10 protein-coding genes are annotated in these 19,451 nt (G+C 45.3%); 2 read left to right on the top strand and 8 right to left on the bottom strand.

Annotation, left to right across the window (positions count from 1 at the left end; genetic code table 11):
• Positions 1 to 186 precede the first annotated feature (186 nt).
• On the top strand, positions 187 to 762 hold the full coding sequence (locus A3860_RS14260; protein ID WP_081147389.1) for an RteC domain-containing protein: 576 nt from the start codon (positions 187 to 189) through the stop codon (positions 760 to 762).
• Between the two features lie 87 nt (positions 763 to 849).
• On the opposite strand, the gene A3860_RS14255 is transcribed toward A3860_RS14260, so the two are convergent.
• The 3 genes from A3860_RS14255 to A3860_RS14245 form a co-directional block, all read right to left on the bottom strand.
• Positions 850 to 2,331 carry a RagB/SusD family nutrient uptake outer membrane protein gene (locus tag A3860_RS14255; protein ID WP_158085249.1) on the bottom strand — a complete coding sequence of 494 codons (1,482 nt, stop codon included), beginning with the start codon at positions 2,329 to 2,331 and terminating at the stop codon, positions 850 to 852.
• Positions 2,332 to 2,362: 31 nt separating this feature from the next.
• Positions 2,363 to 5,659, bottom strand: a complete 3,297-nt coding sequence (locus A3860_RS14250; RefSeq protein ID WP_081147387.1) for a SusC/RagA family TonB-linked outer membrane protein — start codon at positions 5,657 to 5,659, stop codon at positions 2,363 to 2,365.
• A gap of 442 nt (positions 5,660 to 6,101) precedes the next feature.
• Positions 6,102 to 6,539, bottom strand: coding sequence for a helix-turn-helix domain-containing protein (locus tag A3860_RS14245; RefSeq protein ID WP_081147386.1), 438 nt, complete (start codon positions 6,537 to 6,539; stop codon positions 6,102 to 6,104).
• Between the two features lie 274 nt (positions 6,540 to 6,813).
• On the opposite strand from A3860_RS14245, the gene A3860_RS14240 reads away from it, so the two are divergent.
• Positions 6,814 to 7,698: a helix-turn-helix domain-containing protein gene (locus A3860_RS14240; RefSeq protein WP_081147385.1), complete on the top strand. Its 885-nt coding sequence runs from the start codon at positions 6,814 to 6,816 to the stop codon at positions 7,696 to 7,698.
• A gap of 16 nt (positions 7,699 to 7,714) precedes the next feature.
• Here the strand turns inward: A3860_RS14240 and A3860_RS14235 are convergent, their stop codons facing one another.
• The 5 genes from A3860_RS14235 to A3860_RS14215 all read right to left on the bottom strand — a co-directional run bounded on the left by A3860_RS14235 (position 7,715) and on the right by A3860_RS14215 (position 19,417).
• Positions 7,715 to 10,876: a glycoside hydrolase family 2 TIM barrel-domain containing protein gene (locus tag A3860_RS14235; protein ID WP_216823443.1), complete on the bottom strand. Its 3,162-nt coding sequence runs from the start codon at positions 10,874 to 10,876 to the stop codon at positions 7,715 to 7,717.
• Positions 10,877 to 10,884: 8 nt separating this feature from the next.
• The gene (locus A3860_RS14230) at positions 10,885 to 11,229 is read right to left on the bottom strand and encodes an L-rhamnose mutarotase (RefSeq protein ID WP_081147384.1); all 345 of its coding nucleotides are present in this window, start codon (positions 11,227 to 11,229) and stop codon (positions 10,885 to 10,887) included.
• Between the two features lie 2 nt (positions 11,230 to 11,231).
• Entirely contained in the window at positions 11,232 to 12,509 is a 1,278-nt protein-coding gene (gene fucP, locus A3860_RS14225; protein WP_081147383.1) for an L-fucose:H+ symporter permease, read from the bottom strand.
• A 291-nt stretch (positions 12,510 to 12,800) separates the two neighbouring features.
• A complete protein-coding gene (locus tag A3860_RS14220) occupies positions 12,801 to 16,028 on the bottom strand; it encodes a T9SS type A sorting domain-containing protein (RefSeq protein WP_143774098.1) in 3,228 nt (1,075 codons plus the stop codon).
• 167 nt (positions 16,029 to 16,195) lie between these two features.
• Positions 16,196 to 19,417 (bottom strand): T9SS type A sorting domain-containing protein, encoded by a 3,222-nt coding sequence (locus A3860_RS14215; protein ID WP_081147381.1) that lies wholly within the window; start codon positions 19,415 to 19,417, stop codon positions 16,196 to 16,198.
• Positions 19,418 to 19,451 lie beyond the last annotated feature (34 nt).

Below are 19,451 nucleotides of genomic sequence, written 5' to 3'. Positions count from 1 at the left end.
ATTTGCTCCCCTGTTTCGCTGTATACAGGTTGTAACTTGTGTTCAATATATCCTTCGAAAGACCAGGTACCTTATAACATTGCTGACGAGCCCCTGTGCATTGAATCCAGGGGTTTATATCCCCTCCCCTTTCATTTCCGATACTTATAGAAAAATGATTGTCGAACTCCTATTAAACGCGGGCATATGAAAAATTCATTCTTATTGCAACAAAGCCGGTTATTATATAAAATAATCTGGCAGAAAATTCAATCCAGTGAATCTCAATCAGCTGATGAAAAGAAATGGATAGAGTGTGCATTTGTTCTTACAACGCAGGCATGGTTAAACATTGAAAAGGTAGCAAATGATTACCAGTTCATGAATAAACAGGAGGAAGTTTGCTTTTATAAGAGCCAGAAACCACGTTTCACCGGCCTGATCGATTATTTCACCTTACTCTACAAATCGGTTTTATTTCAGCCGGAAGATTATACAAAAAGGGAAGTATACTGGAAACGTGAATTAGACACCTGCATTACCTGTATTTCCAGTTTCAAAACAGCCTGCCTCAACTATCAGCTGCTGCAATCTGATACTGATACCTGTTTTCTGCAATGTAATAACCAGGGACCTTTACTTTTCGGTAACAATGCAGGCATGCTCGACTTAAAAAGTACTTCTTACAGTTGTTTGCTCGGCCGGCTGATTGCCCTGAAAAAATATAAAAAGTATATACAGGAGAAGCTCTATAATGAGATCCCTTTAAGGCAAACCGGTTAAGCAGGCGAATTATAGAAAAGCCCCCTGTAGATACAGGAGGCCTCTATTAAACAACTGTCGCTGAACAGTTTTATTGTTAAAACACGCTTAATAACCATTATTTTGACCGTATAAGCCTGGTTTTATATTTATCTCGGGCTGTGGCACCGGATACAGGCATTTGTTGGCATCAATGCTTTTTTGATAGTTTGTTGTTAGAAATGGATTTAACACATCTAAAAACCGGTTGGTCCTCACCAGGTCGAACCAGTATAAACCCTCCCAGGCAAATTCATGTCTTCTTTCCTTTTCCATTGCCAAACGGAAATCAGTCGCGTTAGCAGGCGTAACAGCAGGTAAACCAGCCCTTGAGCGAATGCGGTTAAGAATGGCAACCGCCTCCGTTGTAGGGCCACTTGTTTCATTCACCGCTTCGGCATACAGCAACATTACCTCTTCAGACCGAAGCAACGGAAAATTAACCGGCCAGTCGGAATTCGTTTTCGTGGTAGCCGCAACCGATGAATCTAAAAATTTGCGAACCCAGTCACGCCGGGTCCATACATTAGTTTTATTCCGGTATAATGTATCGATGGTTGCAAACATGCGCTTATCGCCGGGCTCATAACTATTGATGAGATCGCGGGAAGGAGCGCCCTGAATATAATAAACTCCGTAAGGCAGCAAACTGGTTGTTAAATCGTTGGGCACCACTTCACCAGGTATGGGGCTGCCATAGCCCTGGCCGCCCACAATGTATTGCACTTCAAATAAATGATACTTATTATCATTGGCTGCTTTAAACAACTCGGCATAGGTTGGTGCAAACTTCCAGTTTACATTTTCCTGGTCCAGCACTTTTTTTAATATTGTCTGCGCTGTTTGGTAATGGTCGCTTTTTTTATAGGGGTACCCCGCTAAAAACATATGCGCTTTACCAAGCAATCCCCATGCGGCCAGTTTGGTAACCCTTCCTGCATCTGCGGCATTGGCATACTTGTATGGCAATCCGTCGGCCGCATCCTGCAATTCGGCTATGATAAAATTGTAGATACTATCGGCTGATGTTCTTCCATAATTTAAACTTTCGGCAGAAGTCACCATATGATCGATCAAAGGAACGGCGCCAAATAATTTCACCAGTTCGAAATATGCATACGCTCTTAAAAACCTGGCTTCCGATTTTTCGCGCAACCGTTTCGTATCATCCAGGAAAGTAATATTATCTATCACGTCGAGGATCTGATTGGCTCTCCCTACTAACTTGTAAGAGTTTGTCCATGACGCTTCAATTGTTCCCATTAGGGGCGTAACGTCAAAATGATTGATGGTAAAATAGTCGCGCTGTGCATCTACACTTGCAATTATGTAATTATTAGTATGACATTCAGATAAATTGTAGTTGTTTACGTCAGGAAAAGGAAGTAACGCATTATATACACCTGCCAACGCCTGGTCAATATCTGATTCACTTTTAAAAAAGTTATTTGTTGACTGGTTCGAGATTGGGGCTATGTCGAGATACCTTTTACATGAGCCCAAAGCTGTGCTCAAAATAATTAAGGTAAATAATTTATAGTATAGTTTCATTTTGCTTGCGATTTTATAGTTGGATAATGCACTATAGTCCAAGGTTAATACCTGCACTGAATGTTTTTGTGGTAGGGTAACTCGACCAATCGGCCAGGTTATCGTACTGAAATGCTTCCGGTGAAAAACCGCCATCATACTTATCATGCATCCAGATATTTTCAGCACTGAAATACATACGTATGCTGTTCAGCCCGCGTAAAAAAGCAGGTTTGTTGAGCGTGTACCCCAGCATCAGGTTCTTGACCTTATAGAACGCACCATTATACAACCAACGGGTATCATACAAATTGGAAGTGCTGGCATCAATGCGGGGTGTTTTTCCATCGCCGGGGAACGCCTCGGAACGGAAACGGTTTGCCCATACTTTTTTAGCATTATAATTACCCAAACCGGTAGTGGGCCGGTCGATATTGCGGCCGAATAAGCTGAAGATCTGGTTGCCCCATTGTCCCTGCAACAGGAACGACAGGTCGAAGTTCTTATAAGTGAACCGGTTGGTTAACCCCCATACAAAGTTAGGGTCGGCATGCCCCATGTTGGTGATATCGCTGGCATCGATCTTGCCATCGCCATTTACATCGCGATAAATGGGGTCGCCCAGTTTGTTAGTGCTCATAACAGGAAGCTTGTTCAGCATATCGGGGCTGGTATAAACGCCAATAGCATCGTAAATAAAATAGCTGTACAGTGACTGATCTACCCCTATTTTAACGGTATTGTCCCAACCCTTATATATAGGTGTGTTGTCATTCGCAAGCTTTATTACCCTGTTCTTATTATACGAGAAATTACCGGTGGTGGTCCAGCTGAAATCCTTACCGGAAATGTTTGTAGTACCGATCATCACTTCGAATCCGTAATTGCGAACAGAACCAATGTTCTTGTTCTCAGTGCTAAAGCCGGTGGCGGCTGTAACAGGAGCCGCTAACAAAATGTCATTGGTGGTTTTGGTATAAACATCAAGTGTTACATTGATCCGGTTTTTCAACAAGGATGCATCCAGGCCTATATTCTGGCTGGTTGTTTTTTCCCACCTCAGGTCGGGACTGGAAATTGAAGTGGCTGAGTATCCTGTATATAAGGCGCCGTTATAATTGTAGCTTGTTGGATTCACTAAACCAACTGCAGGATAATCGCCGCCAGGTATGCGGTCGTTCCCGGCAATACCCCAGCTATACCGGATCTTTAGATCATTAACAATATTCGAAAGCGGCGCCATAAACGACTCCTGGCTGATACGCCATGCGGCGGAAGCGGCAGGGAAAAAGCCCCATTGATTTTTTCCGATGAACCTTGAGATACCGTCTCTTCTGAAGGTGGCCGAAACAAGGTACTTACCATTATAGGCATAATTCATGCGACCGAAGAAAGACAATTGCCTTCTTTTGCTTTCAAATGCAGAAGAAGTGGTTACGGTTGATGAGTTCTGATCAAAGGTGTACAGGTTATCGTTCGGAAAACCGCTGTTCCGTTGAGAAGTTTGGGCCAGGAAATTCTGTTCAACAGAATAACCACCCACTAATTTAAGATCATGTTGCGCCACGGCCAGGTTATAAGTAGCAACCGACTGAAACAGGTAGTACTGATTGCGTGCGGTGTTACGGATAGAAGTGCTTTTACTTCCGGGCTTATCGGTTCTGCGCGAGCTGGCAACCGAAGTGGGCGTATAATTTTTATAATCGCTGCTGCTGGTGTTCCAGCCGCCGGTTACCCGCAGGTTTAATCCCTTTGCCAGCCTGGTATCGATATACGCATTGCTTAACACTTTAGTGAGCTGGGTATTGTTATAGGTATTTTCCATTTGAAATATTGGGCTTAACTGGTCGGCCACCCAACGGTAAGGCGTGCTGCCAACCGTACCAGAATTGCTACCCATACCTTTTTCCTGTACGGGGGCTGTACCTGCAACAGCCGCACCTACCCCATTTTTACCATCTACATTGGCGCCGTTGGTTATAGAAACAGAAGGCGCCAGCTCCATGCCGATCTTAGTTGAATTGGTGAGTTTAACTTCTATATTTGAACGGAAGCTATACCGTTTGTAATTCGACGCAGGAATGATACCATCCTGGTTCAGGTATTCGCCTGCAACCATATGCAACACATTATCATTGCCGCCCGATGCCGACAAATTATACCGTTGCATATAAGCCGGCCGGTAAAATGCCTTCTGCCAGTCAACATAATCAAGGCTGTCTGTTCCATAATTCCAATAAGGGTCATACATATAATTAGTATTCGCCAGCGCATGGGTATTGGCAACAGGTGTTGAAGGGGATGTGAGCTGGCTTGCCCGGTAATTCATATCATCAGTTGCGCTATAGGGCAAACCAAGGCTGCGGCCACGAGCCACCCAGCTTGAATCGATCAGATCTTTTTTAAATTGGATCCATTCTTCCGGGCTCAACATAGGCACCAGTTGTTCCGGTGTTTGCCTGCCGAAATTCACACTGGCGGTTATACGGGATTTACCCTTTGTTCCTTTTTTGGTAGTTATTATTACAACCCCGTTCGACCCCCGGGCCCCGTAAATAGCAGCGGTAGAAGCGTCTTTTAATACATCGACCGAGGCAATGGTCGTAGGATCGATGTCCTGTAAATTTTCAGCCGGAACGCCGTCAACTATATACAGTGGATCATTGCTGGCAGAAACCGAGGCGGCGCCACGGATCCTTAACTGCAGCGGCGTGCCAGGTGATCCGGTAACTGCCTGAACCTGTACGCCGGGTAACTGGGCTGCCATGGCCTGGTCAATAGAAACAATAGGCCGGTCCTGCATTTCAATAGGGCCTATATGGCTTACAGGCCCCGTGAGATCTCTTTTGCGGGCTGTACCGTATGCTACCACCACCACTTCATCCAGGCCATTCGATCCTGATCTTTCCATTTTTATATCAATAGCAGTGCGGTACACTATGCCAACCACTTCATCGGCATAGCCTATAGCACTGACCGTTAATACGGCTTTGGGCGATACATTTCTAATTATATAAATGCCCTGTTCGTTGGTGGTAGTTCCCTGAGTCGACCCTTTCACTAAGATATTAGCCCCCGCCACAGGCTGGCCATTGGCATTGGTTACCACACCACGTACAGTGATAGCCGTATCTGTTTTTACATTTTCAGTAATAGTTTGTTCAATAGCCCTGGTGCCCTGCCCGCCTACGTTGTGGGCCAGTAACCGGTTGCTGCATACCAATAGTAACAGGCAATATGTTCCTGTGCGTATATAAAAGGCCAATTGATTAGGATCAGGTCTTTGCAGGTTCCGCCTCCTTGTGAGCATGGCATGGCCGGTTCCTGCAAAAAATGCAGAAAAAATCATAGGATTGAATGTTTTAAATGAGGTATTTGTTTAAAAAAATCCCGCTTCCCATCCTGCAGTAAAGGGATAGAAATGGACTATGCAACCGCCTCCCGTCTTCACTGAGGCGTTGCTTATTAAAAAAAAATATTGGGTAATGACCGGACAGCAGAAGGTTACATGCTGCATAAGCAGCATGATGCATATAATTAGCAGGTCCGGCACAAGGGTTTTACGGTGGTTGTAAGTTGTTGTTCATAGTGTGTTGGTTTTTAAAGTGTCGTTATTAAAGCGTGTATTTAGCGTCGAAAAGCATTTGGGATGTTGGTAACCGGTAAAATAGCATGGTTACACCTTGCATCATAAAATTAACTTTTATGCAACAGTACGAGGGGAACAAATCTGTCAAATTAGGGAATAGGATAAAAATCCAATAAATTGGAGAAAACCGGTTCAGCAGTACTTACAATATTGAGGCATCGTTCGTTGGCCCACCACTTTCAGCGGCTTCTTTTTTAATTGCATGCGGACTATCGAAAGTTGTCCGGTATTTTTTGATATACTCAGAGGGGAGCATACCAAACACTTTTTGAAACTGCTGCCGGAAATATTTCGCCCCATTGAACCCTGCCATTAATGAGGCTTCGGTAGCATTGCAGTTGGTATTGATCAAGATCTCCGCTGCTTTCTGCAACCTGATCAATCGCACAAATGCATTTATTGACAATCCTGAAACTGACTTAATCCGTCTGTAAAGCGTGGAATGGCTCATTCCCATTTCTTTTTGTAAGATCTGTACATTAAACACTTCGTCGTTCAAATGCTTTTCCACGACAGCAATACATTTCTCCAAAAACTCTTTGTGCTCCTTTGATATTTGGGGATCATTTTTATTAAACATAATTCCGCTGTAAATTTTTTATGATGGCAGGTCGCGCTTTGAATTGATTTCGACGCCATTTTACACGCGCTGCATAATAACTCCAGGGAATGATGCTCTTATAGTATAGTACGGATAATGAGATGCCCCCTAATGGTGCCAGGCGGCTAATTAAGCTATTAAACAAATTTAACTAAAGGGAAACACCTACATTAATACGAATAAGACTTTATTTTATACAAATCCGACATTACAAAAAAATGCATAGATTCGACGTTGTATTCACACTTTAAAAATGACCAGGAGAGCACTTAAACATTCATTTACTTTATTAAACGTTGATTACGTTCGGCTTGGTAATAAATGGAATTATAAGAATGTACTAAGCCCGTACTTTCGAATGTATTATATCGATGAAGGAAAAGGAAGCATTTCCAACGATAAGGGTTCATGGGTTCTGGAGCCGGGATATATGTATCTTATACCCAGCTTCACTTTGTGTAATCTTCAATGTTCGGGTCACCTGGGACAATATTTTATTCATTTTTTTGAAGATACACTGGATGGTATTTCCTTATTTCACCATTGCCGTACTGTTTTCAAGATCAAAGCAACGGAGTTAGACATTGCCAATTTTAAAAGATTACTCGAGATAAACCCCGGCAGAAAGATCAACCGTTCAGACAACCCAAAGGTCTATGAAAAAAACATCTATTACCAGGAGTATGAAGAACTTAACAACAAGCAGAGTTATGAACTATTTCTTGAAACGAAAGGTATTCTGCTGCAACTCATTTCAAAGTTTATAGACCCCAAACAAATTCAACAGAGCGAACCAACAGGAATACCATCAAAGGTGGTAGACCTGTTAGGATTTATACAACTCAACCTGGGCCAACCTTTAACGGTAAAGCACCTGGCGAACATTGTTAACCAACATCCCGATTATTTGTCAAGAATTTTCTTAAAGCTCACCGGCGAAAGGCCTTTGTCTTATATTCATACAAAACGTATTGAAAGGGCCCAATACCTGATGGTGACCACCCAACTATCACTTTCCCAAATTGCCGAGGCAACAGGATTCGATAATCTGCAACATTTTTCAAAGGTGTTTAAAAAGAAAACAAGTCTTGCCCCCGGGAAATACCGGGAGCAAAATCACACAATAGGCATTCACTGAACCAATGTGGCTTATTTCAATTTGCGGCTGAATATTCAAGTATAAATCCATACTGATAAGGCCTGTTGCCGGCATTGGTGTATTTATCCATGGTTTTTGCGCCCCAGGTGTCATCGCCGCCAACTCCATGTATATTCAAATCAATATTCAGATTTATAAAATCCCGGATTGGAAGTTCGTAATCATGCTTTGTGACTTCCAGATCCTCTTCTGTATAAGGCCACGCCCGGAAACAAAGCGGCTGCAGGCCTGTTATTTTTATCGATCCTTTACTTTGTGCACTCATTGCCAACCAGCGCACGTCGCAACGGTTTGCATTATCCTGCGGCGCCGGATAGGCTGTAATGAAATTGGCTAATTGGGAACGATACAGATCGATCAGGGAACCTGTTTTCCTATCGGGGTAATTTTCATAGGGGCCGCGGCCATACCAGTCAATAGTACTATAGTTTTCCGGAATGCGAACCCGCATCCCAAATTTCGGGATCAGCGGAATGGTATCGCTCAGCGGTGTATAGGCGGCTTCCACCTGTAACTTCCCCTGGCCGTTTAATTGATAGTTCAGCGTATAATTTGCACCAATGGCTGGTATATTCATTTCGAATTTTACAGCTACCAGATTATCCTGCTTTGACAATTCAACATTCTTAACTACCAGGTTTTCTGCCGCCTTCTTCCAGATACCCAACGCTTTCACATAACCACTATACTTTTGATTATCGTTTGGCGTTTTCCAGAAAAAGGGCTCCAGCTTTCCTTTCAACAGTTCCTGCTGATCAACCTTCCAGCTAACCAACGAGCCATTTTTCTTATCCAGGGTAAAGGACATGGCCCCTGTTTTCAATTCAATGTGGGTGTCTGATCCGGTTACAGTAACCATGCCGCCGGCAGGCGTTATTCTTTTACAGGTAAAAGGCTTAACTACAAACTGTTCGCGGGCAATACAAAAACCCGCTTCGGCCCATGGGGTTGCGCTCCTGAGCCTTGCATAAACATTCAAACATATTTCAGCAGCCACTCCATCGGCCACTTTTAGGGAAGGAATTGCGATATCAGCAGAGGTTCCCGGCAAAATGTTATCGCAGCGAAGCATCCCTTTTTGCAGCTGTTTGCCGTTCAAAGTATACTCGTATTCAAAATCGAAATTGCGAAGCGGCAGGAAATCGAAATGGTTGGTAACCCGGATGGTCATGTCCTTATCGTTTAACAGCTGAAATACAACCGGCTGATAAACTTTCTGCACTTCAAAATAATGCGGATATGGTTTTCTGTCAGATGAAACCAGCCCTTTAATACAGAAATTCCCATCGTTTGGCTGATCACCAAAATCGCCCCCATAAGCCCAGTATTCATCATCCTTCAGCTGATAATCATCAGGATGTTCTGTAAGTTTCAGCGGGGAACCATCTTTTTTCCGGGCCAGCCCCTGATCGACCCACTCCCAGATGGCAGCGCCGGTAAGGCCCGGATCGGCATAAATTACATCCCAGTATTCCTGGAGGTTCCCGCCCGAATTCCCCATAACGTGCAGGTATTCGCGCATGAATACCGGTTTATCTTTTATTTTTTCACCTAAATTCTTCAGATCGGCAGGATGCAAATATCCTTCGTCGTACAAATCGGCAACATCACGTTGCGAATCGGAATATACCAACCGGCTTGTATCAAGCTTTCTTATGGTATCGGCCATGGCTACCAGATTCTGCCCACGACCGCCTTCATTTCCCAAAGACCAGAAAATAACACAGGGATGGTTTTTATCACGCTGTACCAATGCAACAGCTCTTTCAACATGCGAGGTCTTCCACACCGGGTTATCTCCCATCTCTTTATTTCCAATACCAAATCCATGTGATTCCTGGTTCGCTTCGTCCATTACATAGATGCCATACCTGTCGCAAAGCTCATAGAACAGGGGATCGTCAGGATAATGGCAGGTGCGGATCATATTGATATTGGCCTGTTTCATGAGCTCCAGGTCGCGGACCATGGTTGCCCTGCTTACATGTTTTCCTGTTCGCGGGTGTTGCTCATGGCGATTCACTCCTTTGAGTTTAACCGCTTTTCCATTGACATAAAACACATCGCCCCGCACTTCTATTTTACGAACACCGAAGTAGCATTCAGCCCTGTCTACAAGCTCATTCTTATTGTTTTTGAGTTTTATGGTAAGGTGATATAAGTCGGGAGTTTCGGCCGACCATAGCCTGGGATGCGATATGAATGATCTTACATCAAGTGATGCCTGTTTTGCGGCCTGAACCATGGGCACTTTCCCGCTAAAAACAAGATCAACGATGTTGCCCTGTGCTGAATAGCCGGTTACTTCCCCTTCTGCGTGCAACTCCGAAACATTTTGCGCAGAGCGGTTATCAATAGTAAGGGCTACAGAGAGGTTAGCGTTTTCAAATATTTTGTCGGGTACCGCTTTTACAAAAAAGTCGCTGATAAAAGTTTTGGGGCGGGCAATTAGATCAACATCCCTGAAAATACCACTCATACGCCAGATGTCCTGATCTTCGAGATAGCTGCCATCGCACCAACGATATACTTCCACTGCCAGTTTATTTTCTCCTTTCTGAAGATATTTTGTGATATCGAATTCTGCAGGCGACATGGAGTTTTCACTGTAGCCAACTTTTTGTCCGTTTACCCACACATACATGGCCGAGAGCACGCCCCCAAAGTTTAAAAACACCTGTTTATTGTTCCAGCTTTCGGGAACCGTAAAAGTTGTACAATAGCTGCCTACAGGATCTCTTTCCTGAAAGCTTGTGAAGTGTTTTTCCGGTTCGCCTGTAACTTTTGGCGGATCTCTTTTGAACGGATAGATAAAGTTGGTATAAATGGGCGTGCCAAAACCCTGGAGCTCCCAGTTTCCCGGCACCAGAATATTAGTCCAGTTTTCTGTTGAATAATTCTTTTGGTAAAAATCGACCGGACGGGATTGCGGATCGGGGGACCATTTGAATTTCCATACTCCATTGAGTGACCGGATCATTGCATTGGCAGCTTTCTCTTCAAACAGGAAATTGTAAGCGTGCGGTTTCTCTTTGTTTATGCCATTAACAGCAGGATTTTCCCAGTCGTTTATGTTTTGGGTTTTGCCACTCTGCGCAGATGACTGAAACATGCCGAATACAGCACAAAGTATAGTACATACCGCTTGCCTGTTCATTTCTGTTGTTATTTGTGGTGTAAGTCAAATATTTTATTCATCATGACCCATTTCTCCCCTTCTTTTGCCCAGGGAAGCGGTTGCTGAAATTTCCACATCAACTGCTCCCATTCCTGCACCTTAGCATTGGAGGCATCCATTTTTGATTTTTGCTCAAAAGAGAAGTTTTCTTCCGTTTCCATGATCATGAATAAGCGATTGCCGGTACGATAGATCTCCATATTGGCAATGCCCGCATCTTCTATGCTTTTTTTTATCTCGGGCCAGCCGTTCCCGGCCCGGTGCCAATGCTCATATTCTGTAATAAGCGCGGGATCATCTACAAGGTCCAGCGCAAGGGTAAATCTTTTCATAACTATACTATAGATGAAGGATTATATGAGGGTTTATCTGTTTCAGTTTTTACTTCGTAACCTTTGTAGCCAAACAAAGCAATGACCACAAAGCAACAGAAGGGTACTATATAACCATATTGTATATTACCGGTGGCATCGCTGATATAACCAAAGATACGGGGCAGAATGGCGCCGCCTACAATCGACATGATAATGAGGCTGCTGCCATATTCCGTATCGGCGCCGAGCTTATTTATTCCCAGGGCAAAAATGGTTGGGAACATTACAGACATAAAGAAGCAGATGCCAATAACCGCATATACCGTAATAATGCCAGTGGCAAATATGGCTACCAGGCAAAGCAACAGGTTGATAATAGCATACCAGGCAAGTAACGTGTTCGGCCTGATCTTTTGCATAAGGGCCGTACCAACGAACCGTCCTACCAGAAATGCAACACCGCAGATACTCAGGTAATCACCCGCTTTGATCTCAGAAATACCGGAAGACTTTGGAGCATACAGAATAAAGAGGCTAAACACAGATACCTGCGCGCCTACATAAAAGAATTGCGCTACCACTCCCCAGGCAAGATGCCTGTGCCTGAATGCATGAAAAACGTTTTTACTTGCCGTGCCATGGGAAGCAGCTTCTATGGACGGTAATTTGGTACGGGCAAACAACAAGGCAATGCCTATGAGCACGCAGCCCAATACAATATAGGGCAGTTTAACAGTTGAGGCTTCAGCAGCCAGCGCCAGTTTTCGTGCAGTTGCCGTCATCGAATTTAATTCTTCATCGGTAACCCCCTTTGTTAAGATGAGCCTTACACCGATCGCCGGCGCCAGCGCCGCAGCAAGGCCGTTAAAGGACTGTGCAAAGTTGAGCCGCTGCGCACCGGTTTCGGGATTACCTAAAACAGTTGCGTAAGGATTGGCTGCCGTTTCAAGGATTGTAAGGCCGCATGCAATTACAAACAGGGCTATCAAAAAAAAATTATACGATTGCATATTGGCCGCCGGCACAAAAAGAAAACAGCCGGTGGCAAAAAACAGCAGCCCGGTTATAATACCAGCCTTATAGCCTAATTTTTTCATCAACATACCTGCAGGCAGCGCCATTAAAAAGTAAGCTGCAAAAACCGCCGAATCTACAAGCGTAGCCTGAGTAATGGTCAATGTAAACGATCTTTTCAAATGCGGGATCAGGACAGGATCAAGATTATGTGCAAAACCCCATAAGAAGAACAGGGACGTGATCAAAGAGAACGCAAATACGGTACTCTGCTTTTTATTCATATAGCCTTGTATTATTGCCAAACAGCATTACAGCAATCTTAATATCCAGACAAATTTACTTATGGCATTTTTTTTACAGTACCCCGAATTAGACTTTGTTTTATACAAATCCGACCTTCTATTAAAAAAGCATATCATGCGGTAAAACCAGCATTGCATTTTTACAACTCATTTCCAAAAACTATTATGAACTTATAATTTTATCCATTCAAAAAAACATGGAGAACCATCTAACAAAAAAAACTGGGAATGCTTCCAGCGAAGCATTCCCAGGAACTAATGAAAGATTTGTCAATTAACGATGAGCTTCCTGGTGAAACTACCTGCTTTCGAATTTATCTTCACAAGGTAGAGCCCTGCCTTAAGCCGCGAATTGATCTGTATTCTGTTACCGCCCAGCGCATTCTTTTTGTAAACCATTCTGCCCTGGTTATCATAAATACTTATGACCGCATTTTCGGAAGCTTCCGGAAGAAGGACCGTAAACCGTCCGCCATTGGCCGGGTTAGGATATAAGCTAATAGCATCCTCATTAATTATGTTCACTTGCGTTGCTATTCTGCCACCCGAAGAACCCGGAACAAACGGCGAGAGATAATTTCCGGCGATCACCTGTTGTGTAATGCCGGGCCCCTGCCAGGCTACCGCTACATTGTCGCCGCCAGCACCTTCTTTCTGAAGCACTTCGATGTAGTATTTCTGCCCGGCAGTGAGGTTAATAGTAGTGGATTGCTGTGTACTGTACTTATTCCATTCTCTCGAATTCGTCCATCCACTCACGTAAGCTATCCTTGATGCGTTAGCCGGGTTTTCGCTGGTGCTCAGGTATAATTCCGTGTTGTCGTCTCCCGCTACCCAGAAGGTGTAGCTTCCGGTTGCTGTAGGATGGATATATCCACGGATCCTGGTGCCATAGTTATCGGCCCAGTTTGTGGGGCCCTCCAGGCTGGTGAGCTGCCCGCTACCCGTAGGATTGTTTGGATAATTGGCATTCGAGGTGAGGTTGCTGATAGCAGTTCCGCTGATCCCCGTCCAGTATTCCCTCAGTATGGAGCCGGTAACCGTAAGGTTAAAGGTCTGTGTGCTTTGGCATCCGCCACTATTGGTATACGTGGCCACGTAATTTCCGGCCTGGGTTACCTGGATATTTGAAATGCCTGCTTCACGGGTAGCAGCACTGAAATTATTCGGACCACTCCAGCTCCAGGAACCTCCTGTGACGGGCTGAGGGCCAAACAACACGCTGCCACCTGTATTTACAGTGGCAGTGGCTGTCTGCTGCCAGCTTCCGCCATTAAGCTGTACATACGGTGTAATGGTAGAAGGTGTACAGGTAGCAGGCTCCCAGTAAACTAAACCTCTTCCGCCACCGGCACTCATAAATACCCTTCCGGCAACGTTCATGTCACCTACGAGCAATGGGGCGCCAGCGAACTGATGGGCGTCATCATTTAACCTGAGCCAGGTAGCACCCTGATCTGTTGATCTGAAAAGGCCTGTTACGCCTGACACTGTTCCCCAAATGAAAACAGTAGGATAGCTGGCCCCGGGCATCGCTTTTCCTACCCCCAGCGCTTTGCAATAAGTAACATTGGAAACAGTTGTAAAAGATACTCCGGCGTTGGTTGTATACTTTAATCCATTGCCGAAAAGCGGCACCCACACATGCCCTTCAAACCCCGGCACTGTCCTTATCTGGTCTGGTTCCCATGGATAATTCGCGTTTGATGCGCCCGGCGTGCCTGCTACTGAGAAACTGACTCCCTTATTGGTACTTCTGAATAACTCCCCGGTTCTCGGCGAGAATATGTAGAAATAATTTGCATTTACCTGGTCAGCCACCGGAGCAGCGTATTGTACGGATACACCCGAACAGGCCGTCCAGCTTGCTCCGTTGTTGGTGGTATAGTAGGTTGTAGTAGAACTTCCGGGGCAGTGCAGGATGGTGCCTCCATCAGCACTGATGGAAACCTTTCCGTCAGTACCCATATTGGAAGAGGCTCCCGTCCATGTAGCGCCCTTATCGTTGGAATAGTAAATAACGCTTCCCCCGTTAGAAGCTCTTACCACCCTGTTTGTGTTGCCGGCCGCATAAGCAATGCTCTGATTATTCCCGTCTGTAGGAGACAATTTTACCTGCGGAATAGAAGTCAACGGCTCATGCACAAAGCCTGTTACGTCGCCGAAAGAGGTAATAACCGAACCGCCGGGAACGCTTGTTACGTCGAGCAAGGCGGTTTCTTCAATGCCGACCACATCATATTTCCAGCTGGTATTCGTGGCGGTAATATCAGGACAGGTATATACGCCGCCTCCGCCTACAACCCGCACGCGGTTTACATTGGCCTGGTCAAACTCGATACAATCCATCCAGTTAACTGCGCCACAGCAAGACCAGCCCATGCCGTTAGCATCATAGGTGGCATTGGTGCCGTTTTTAAGCGTCCAGGTAGCTCCGCCATCGGTAGTGAGGAAAACGTAGTCGCCCCAGCCGGTACCAAACTGGTTGTTAGTATAACTGCCACAGGAAGAAACTATTACGCGGTTTACATTAGTTGGGTCTATACTTACGCCACCGTATGCATGGTCCTTCCAACTAGCAGGGGTAACGTTTGTCCACACACCGGTAGCAGTGTTAAGCTTATATACCTTTCCATCGCCGTTAGTTGATTGCGGACCTTCATTGTCTGAATAGGTAACATACATGGTAGTTCCCTGCAGGGCAGCCCGGTGCGGCATAAAACTGGTGGTCGGGGAAATATCGGTAAAGCTGGCGCCCCCGTTTGTACTCTTGTAGATAGTCGCCCCCCCGGTGCGGGAAACACCGATGTAAATGGTTTGACTGGCTCCATTCACTACGCTGCCTGAAGGGTCAAAAAGCACGAAACAAATACCGTTGCCGTTGGTTGTGGTAGTTACACCGCTCCAGGTCTGGCTCCAGGTTACGCCGGCATCTGTACTCTTCCACAAGCCGTTCGCCCTTGTGCCACAGAATAATATATTACTATTTTTGGGGTCAACTGCCAATCGTTCACCGTTACCGCGCCCATTTCCATTTCCATGCACTTTAAACGTATTGGTAAGGTCGGTATAAGTAAAAGTATTTCCTTTATCGGTTGACTTTAATATAGCCGACTTTCCATTGCCATTATAATTGGTTCCGCAGAGCAGATAAACATTATTGGCATTCTGCGGATCAAGCGCCAGGGCCTCAACGCCATAAAGGTCACCTTGTGAATCGCCAAGCCAGTCGAGCAACTGCACCCATTTATTGTTCGTGGCATCCCAGCGGTAAGCGCCGCCCACATCCGTGCGGCAATACCTGTCGCCCGATGTTTTGTGGGTAACGATGCCGGTTACAAATCCGCCACCGCCAATAGGTGCATTCTTCAAGACATAGCCGGAGCTTTGGGCCCTCCCTTCATAGCCGGAAAACAAATTAAATACGGTAAATAAACATAGAAAAGCAAGTGTTTTTTGCCTGACCTGCGAGGTCGGCGGTAGTAAATGTTTTTTCATAAAAAGCAATCTTTCTGGTAATAGAATGCTGTAAATCTACCCTCATGATCTTTGAAACATGGGCCTCAAATGTTGCAGATCATGGCAAAATATGTTGCAGATCCGAACGGCCATAAAAAAAGGGAATGCTTCCGGCGAAGCATTCCCTATAATTGTGAGAAAATTTGTTATTTAACGATGAGCTTCCTAGTGAAACTACGTGCTTTCGAATTTATTTTAACGATGTAAAGCCCTGTGCTGAGCCGCGAATTGATCTGTATCCTGTTACCGCCCTGAGCATTCTTTTTGTAAACCATTCTGCCCTGGTTATCATAAATACTTACGACCGCATTTTCAGTAGCTTCCGGAAGAAGGATCGTAAACCGTCCGCCACTGGCCGGGTTCGGATACAGGCTAACAGCATCCTCATTAATTATGTTCACCTGCGATGCTATTCTGGCGCCTGAAGAACCGGGAATGAACGGAGAGAGATAGTTTCCGGCGATCACCTGTTGTGTAATGCCGGGACCCTGCCAGGCCACTGCTACATTATCTCCACCACTACCTTCTTTGTGTAGCACTTCAACGTAGTATTTCTGACCGGCCACCAGGTTAATGGTAGCAGACTGTTGGGTGCTGTACTTAGTCCATTCCCTGGAATTCGTCCATCCACTCACGTAAGCTATCCTTGATGCATTGGCCGGGTCAGCGCTGGTGCTCAGGTATAACTCCGTGTTGTCGTCTCCGGCCACCCAGAAGGTGTAGCTTCCTGTTGCTGTAGGATGGATATATCCACGGATCCTGGCGCCGTAGTTATCGGCCCAGTTTGTGGGTCCCTCCAGACTGGTGAGCTGCCCGCTACCCGTAGGATTGTTTGGATAATTGGCATTGGAGGTGAGGTTGCTGATAGCAGTTCCGCTGATCCCTGTCCAGTATTCTCTAAGTATTGAGCCCGTAACGGTGAGGTTAAAGGTCTGCGTGCTTTGGCATCCGCTGCTATTGGTATAGGTGGCCACGTAATTTCCTGCCTGGCTCACCTGGATATTTGAAATGCCTGCTTCACGTGTAGTAGCACTAAAATTATTCGGACCGGTCCAGCTCCACGATCCGCCCGTTACCGGCTGAGGGCCGAACAGCACGCTGCCACCTGAAGCTAAAGTACCACTGGCTGTCTGCTGCCAGCTTCCGCCATTAAGCTGTACGTACGGGGTGATGGCAGTAGGCGTACAACCTCCTGATTCGATAACAACCAGACCTCGTCCTACTGTACCCATATATGCCCGGCCATATACGTTCATATCGCCCATTACAAAATTACCGTTCCCCACACCTCCCCACTCATGGGCATCGTCATTTATTCGTGTCCAGGAAGCGCCCTGGTCTGTAGAACGGAACATCCCTTTAACTCCGCTAACAGTTCCCCAAATATAGATAGCGGGATAAGTAGCGCCCGTTGCAGCTTTACCAAATCCAACAGCTTTGCAATAAGTAACATTGGCAACAGTTGTCCATGAAGTTCCATTATTTGTAGTATATGTTAATCCATTCGGCAGCGCTACCCATACATGTCCTTCGTTACCGGGAACGGCCCTTGCCCGAATTGAACCACCTGAACCGGGATTGGATGATGAAGCGGTAAAACTTACACCTTTATTGGTACTGACTAAAAGTTGCCCTGTACCAGGATTATAAATGTAGAATTTATTGGTATTAACGTAGTCTGCTATTGGACAAGCATCCTGCACATTAGTAACTCCTGTGCTTGTCCATGTTGTGCCATTATTTGTTGAATAATACGTGGTACTTGAGCCGCCGGGACAATGAAGCGTTGTATTTCCATCTGCCGACAATGCGACTTTCCCATAGGTACCATTTACAGTAGCCGATGTTGGAAAGGTTGCTCCCTGATCGGTAGAGTAATTTATTTTATTATCTGTAACCATTACCACTTTACTCGTGTTGTTCGCGGCATAGGCTACGCCACTGATTGCATTGGGAGAGGGGTTAATTATCTGAGCCGGATAGGCATAAATATCAGAATACACCGCTCCGTGTTGGTCTCCTACTCCTATAATTAGAGGACCACCGGAAATGCTTATAGCGTCAAGGGGTACCGTTTCTTCCAGTCCTTTTACATCAAATTTCCAGGAGGTGGTGGATGCATTGACATCATCGCAGGTAAAAAGTCCATTCCCCGACATAACCCTTACTTTTGCCGTATTTGACGGATCAAAGTCAATGCAATCTGCCCAATGTATCCCATAGGGAGCGATCCAGCCAATGCCATTCGTGTTCAGGGTGCTTGTGGGCGTCAACTTTGAGGTCCAGGTACTTCCTCCGTCGGTAGATAAGTAAATAAAATCCGCCCATGTGTCGCCAAACTGGTTGTTACTCCAGACGTTAACCGTCGAAACAATAACCCTGTTTTTATTTGCCGGATCAACACTCACTCCTCCATAAGGGAAATTATTCCCATTGGGAGTAATGTTGGTCCAGGTTCCGGTAGCAGTAGCCAATTTGTAAACTCTTCCGCTGGTACCGTTCGATGGACCTTCACTATTCGCCATGGATACATATAAAGTAGAATTATCGGAAGATAAAACAGCCCTGTGGGGCATAAATGAATTATCAGGCTGAATTGCAGTGAAAGTGCTGCCACCGTCCGTACTTTTGTATATGTTACCGGCTCCCGTGCGGGAAACTCCTATATAGATAGTTTGGGTAACTCCTCCCGAAACACTGGAAGGATCAAACAATACAAAGCAGATCCCGTTCCCATTAGTTGTAGTTGTTACTCCATTCCAGGCCAGGTTCCAGGTAAGGCCGGCATCTGTACTCTTCCATAATCCGTTGGCTCTTGTTCCACAAAAAAGGACGTTGCCGTTATTAGGATCCACAGCCAGACGTTCGCCATTACCCCTTCCCAAAGCATTTCCGTGAGTCTTAAATTTTGAAGTTACATCTATTATAGTAAATGTATTTCCCTTATCTGTGGATTTTAAAATTGCTGTTTTTCCACTATTAAAGTAATCAGTCCCGGCAAATAAATATAGATTATTTGCGTTCTGAGGATCCAGCGCCAGCGCTTCCACTCCCTGGTAGGTTGTTTCATCCTCAGAATTCCAATCGAGCAAAGGAATCCATTTTGAATTGGCGGCATCCCAACGGTAAGCGCCTCCAACATCTGTGCGACAGTAAACATCGCCTGATGTTTTATGACCTATGATCCCTGTTATAAAACCACCTCCTCCAAAGGCTACATTCCCATAGGTTTGCGCACTTAGTTTTGTTTGTGAAAAGCAAAAAAGAATCAGCGAAAAAGCCACGGCAAATATCTTTTGCCTGGAATGTGAGCATACTTTACATAGGAAAACACCCGCCAGGGCTGGCGGTAATAGAAGTTTTTTCATAAAAGCAATCTTTAAGTTTATTGAATGCTGTAAA

The organism is Niastella vici, assembly GCF_002077945.1.
GTDB classification, from domain to species: domain Bacteria; phylum Bacteroidota; class Bacteroidia; order Chitinophagales; family Chitinophagaceae; genus Niastella; species Niastella vici.
The sequence above is the reverse complement of the archived record's forward strand: the minus strand, read 5'-3'. Positions and strand labels throughout refer to the sequence as shown.

Excerpts from the sequence above, each read along its gene's own strand:
- fucP (WP_081147383.1), bottom strand. The coding sequence starts at position 12,509 with ATGAATAAAAAGCAGAGTACCGTATTTGCGTTCTCTTTGATCACGTCC.
- A3860_RS14245 (WP_081147386.1), bottom strand. The coding sequence starts at position 6,539 with ATGTTTAATAAAAATGATCCCCAAATATCAAAGGAGCACAAAGAGTTT.
- A3860_RS14235 (WP_216823443.1), bottom strand. The coding sequence starts at position 10,876 with ATGAACAGGCAAGCGGTATGTACTATACTTTGTGCTGTATTCGGCATG.
- A3860_RS14255 (WP_158085249.1), bottom strand. The coding sequence starts at position 2,331 with ATGAAACTATACTATAAATTATTTACCTTAATTATTTTGAGCACAGCT.
- A3860_RS14260 (WP_081147389.1), top strand. The coding sequence starts at position 187 with ATGAAAAATTCATTCTTATTGCAACAAAGCCGGTTATTATATAAAATA.
- A3860_RS14220 (WP_143774098.1), bottom strand. The coding sequence starts at position 16,028 with ATGAAAAAACATTTACTACCGCCGACCTCGCAGGTCAGGCAAAAAACA.
- A3860_RS14215 (WP_081147381.1), bottom strand. The coding sequence starts at position 19,417 with ATGAAAAAACTTCTATTACCGCCAGCCCTGGCGGGTGTTTTCCTATGT.
- A3860_RS14230 (WP_081147384.1), bottom strand. The coding sequence starts at position 11,229 with ATGAAAAGATTTACCCTTGCGCTGGACCTTGTAGATGATCCCGCGCTT.
- A3860_RS14250 (WP_081147387.1), bottom strand. The coding sequence starts at position 5,659 with ATGATTTTTTCTGCATTTTTTGCAGGAACCGGCCATGCCATGCTCACA.
- A3860_RS14240 (WP_081147385.1), top strand. The coding sequence starts at position 6,814 with ATGACCAGGAGAGCACTTAAACATTCATTTACTTTATTAAACGTTGAT.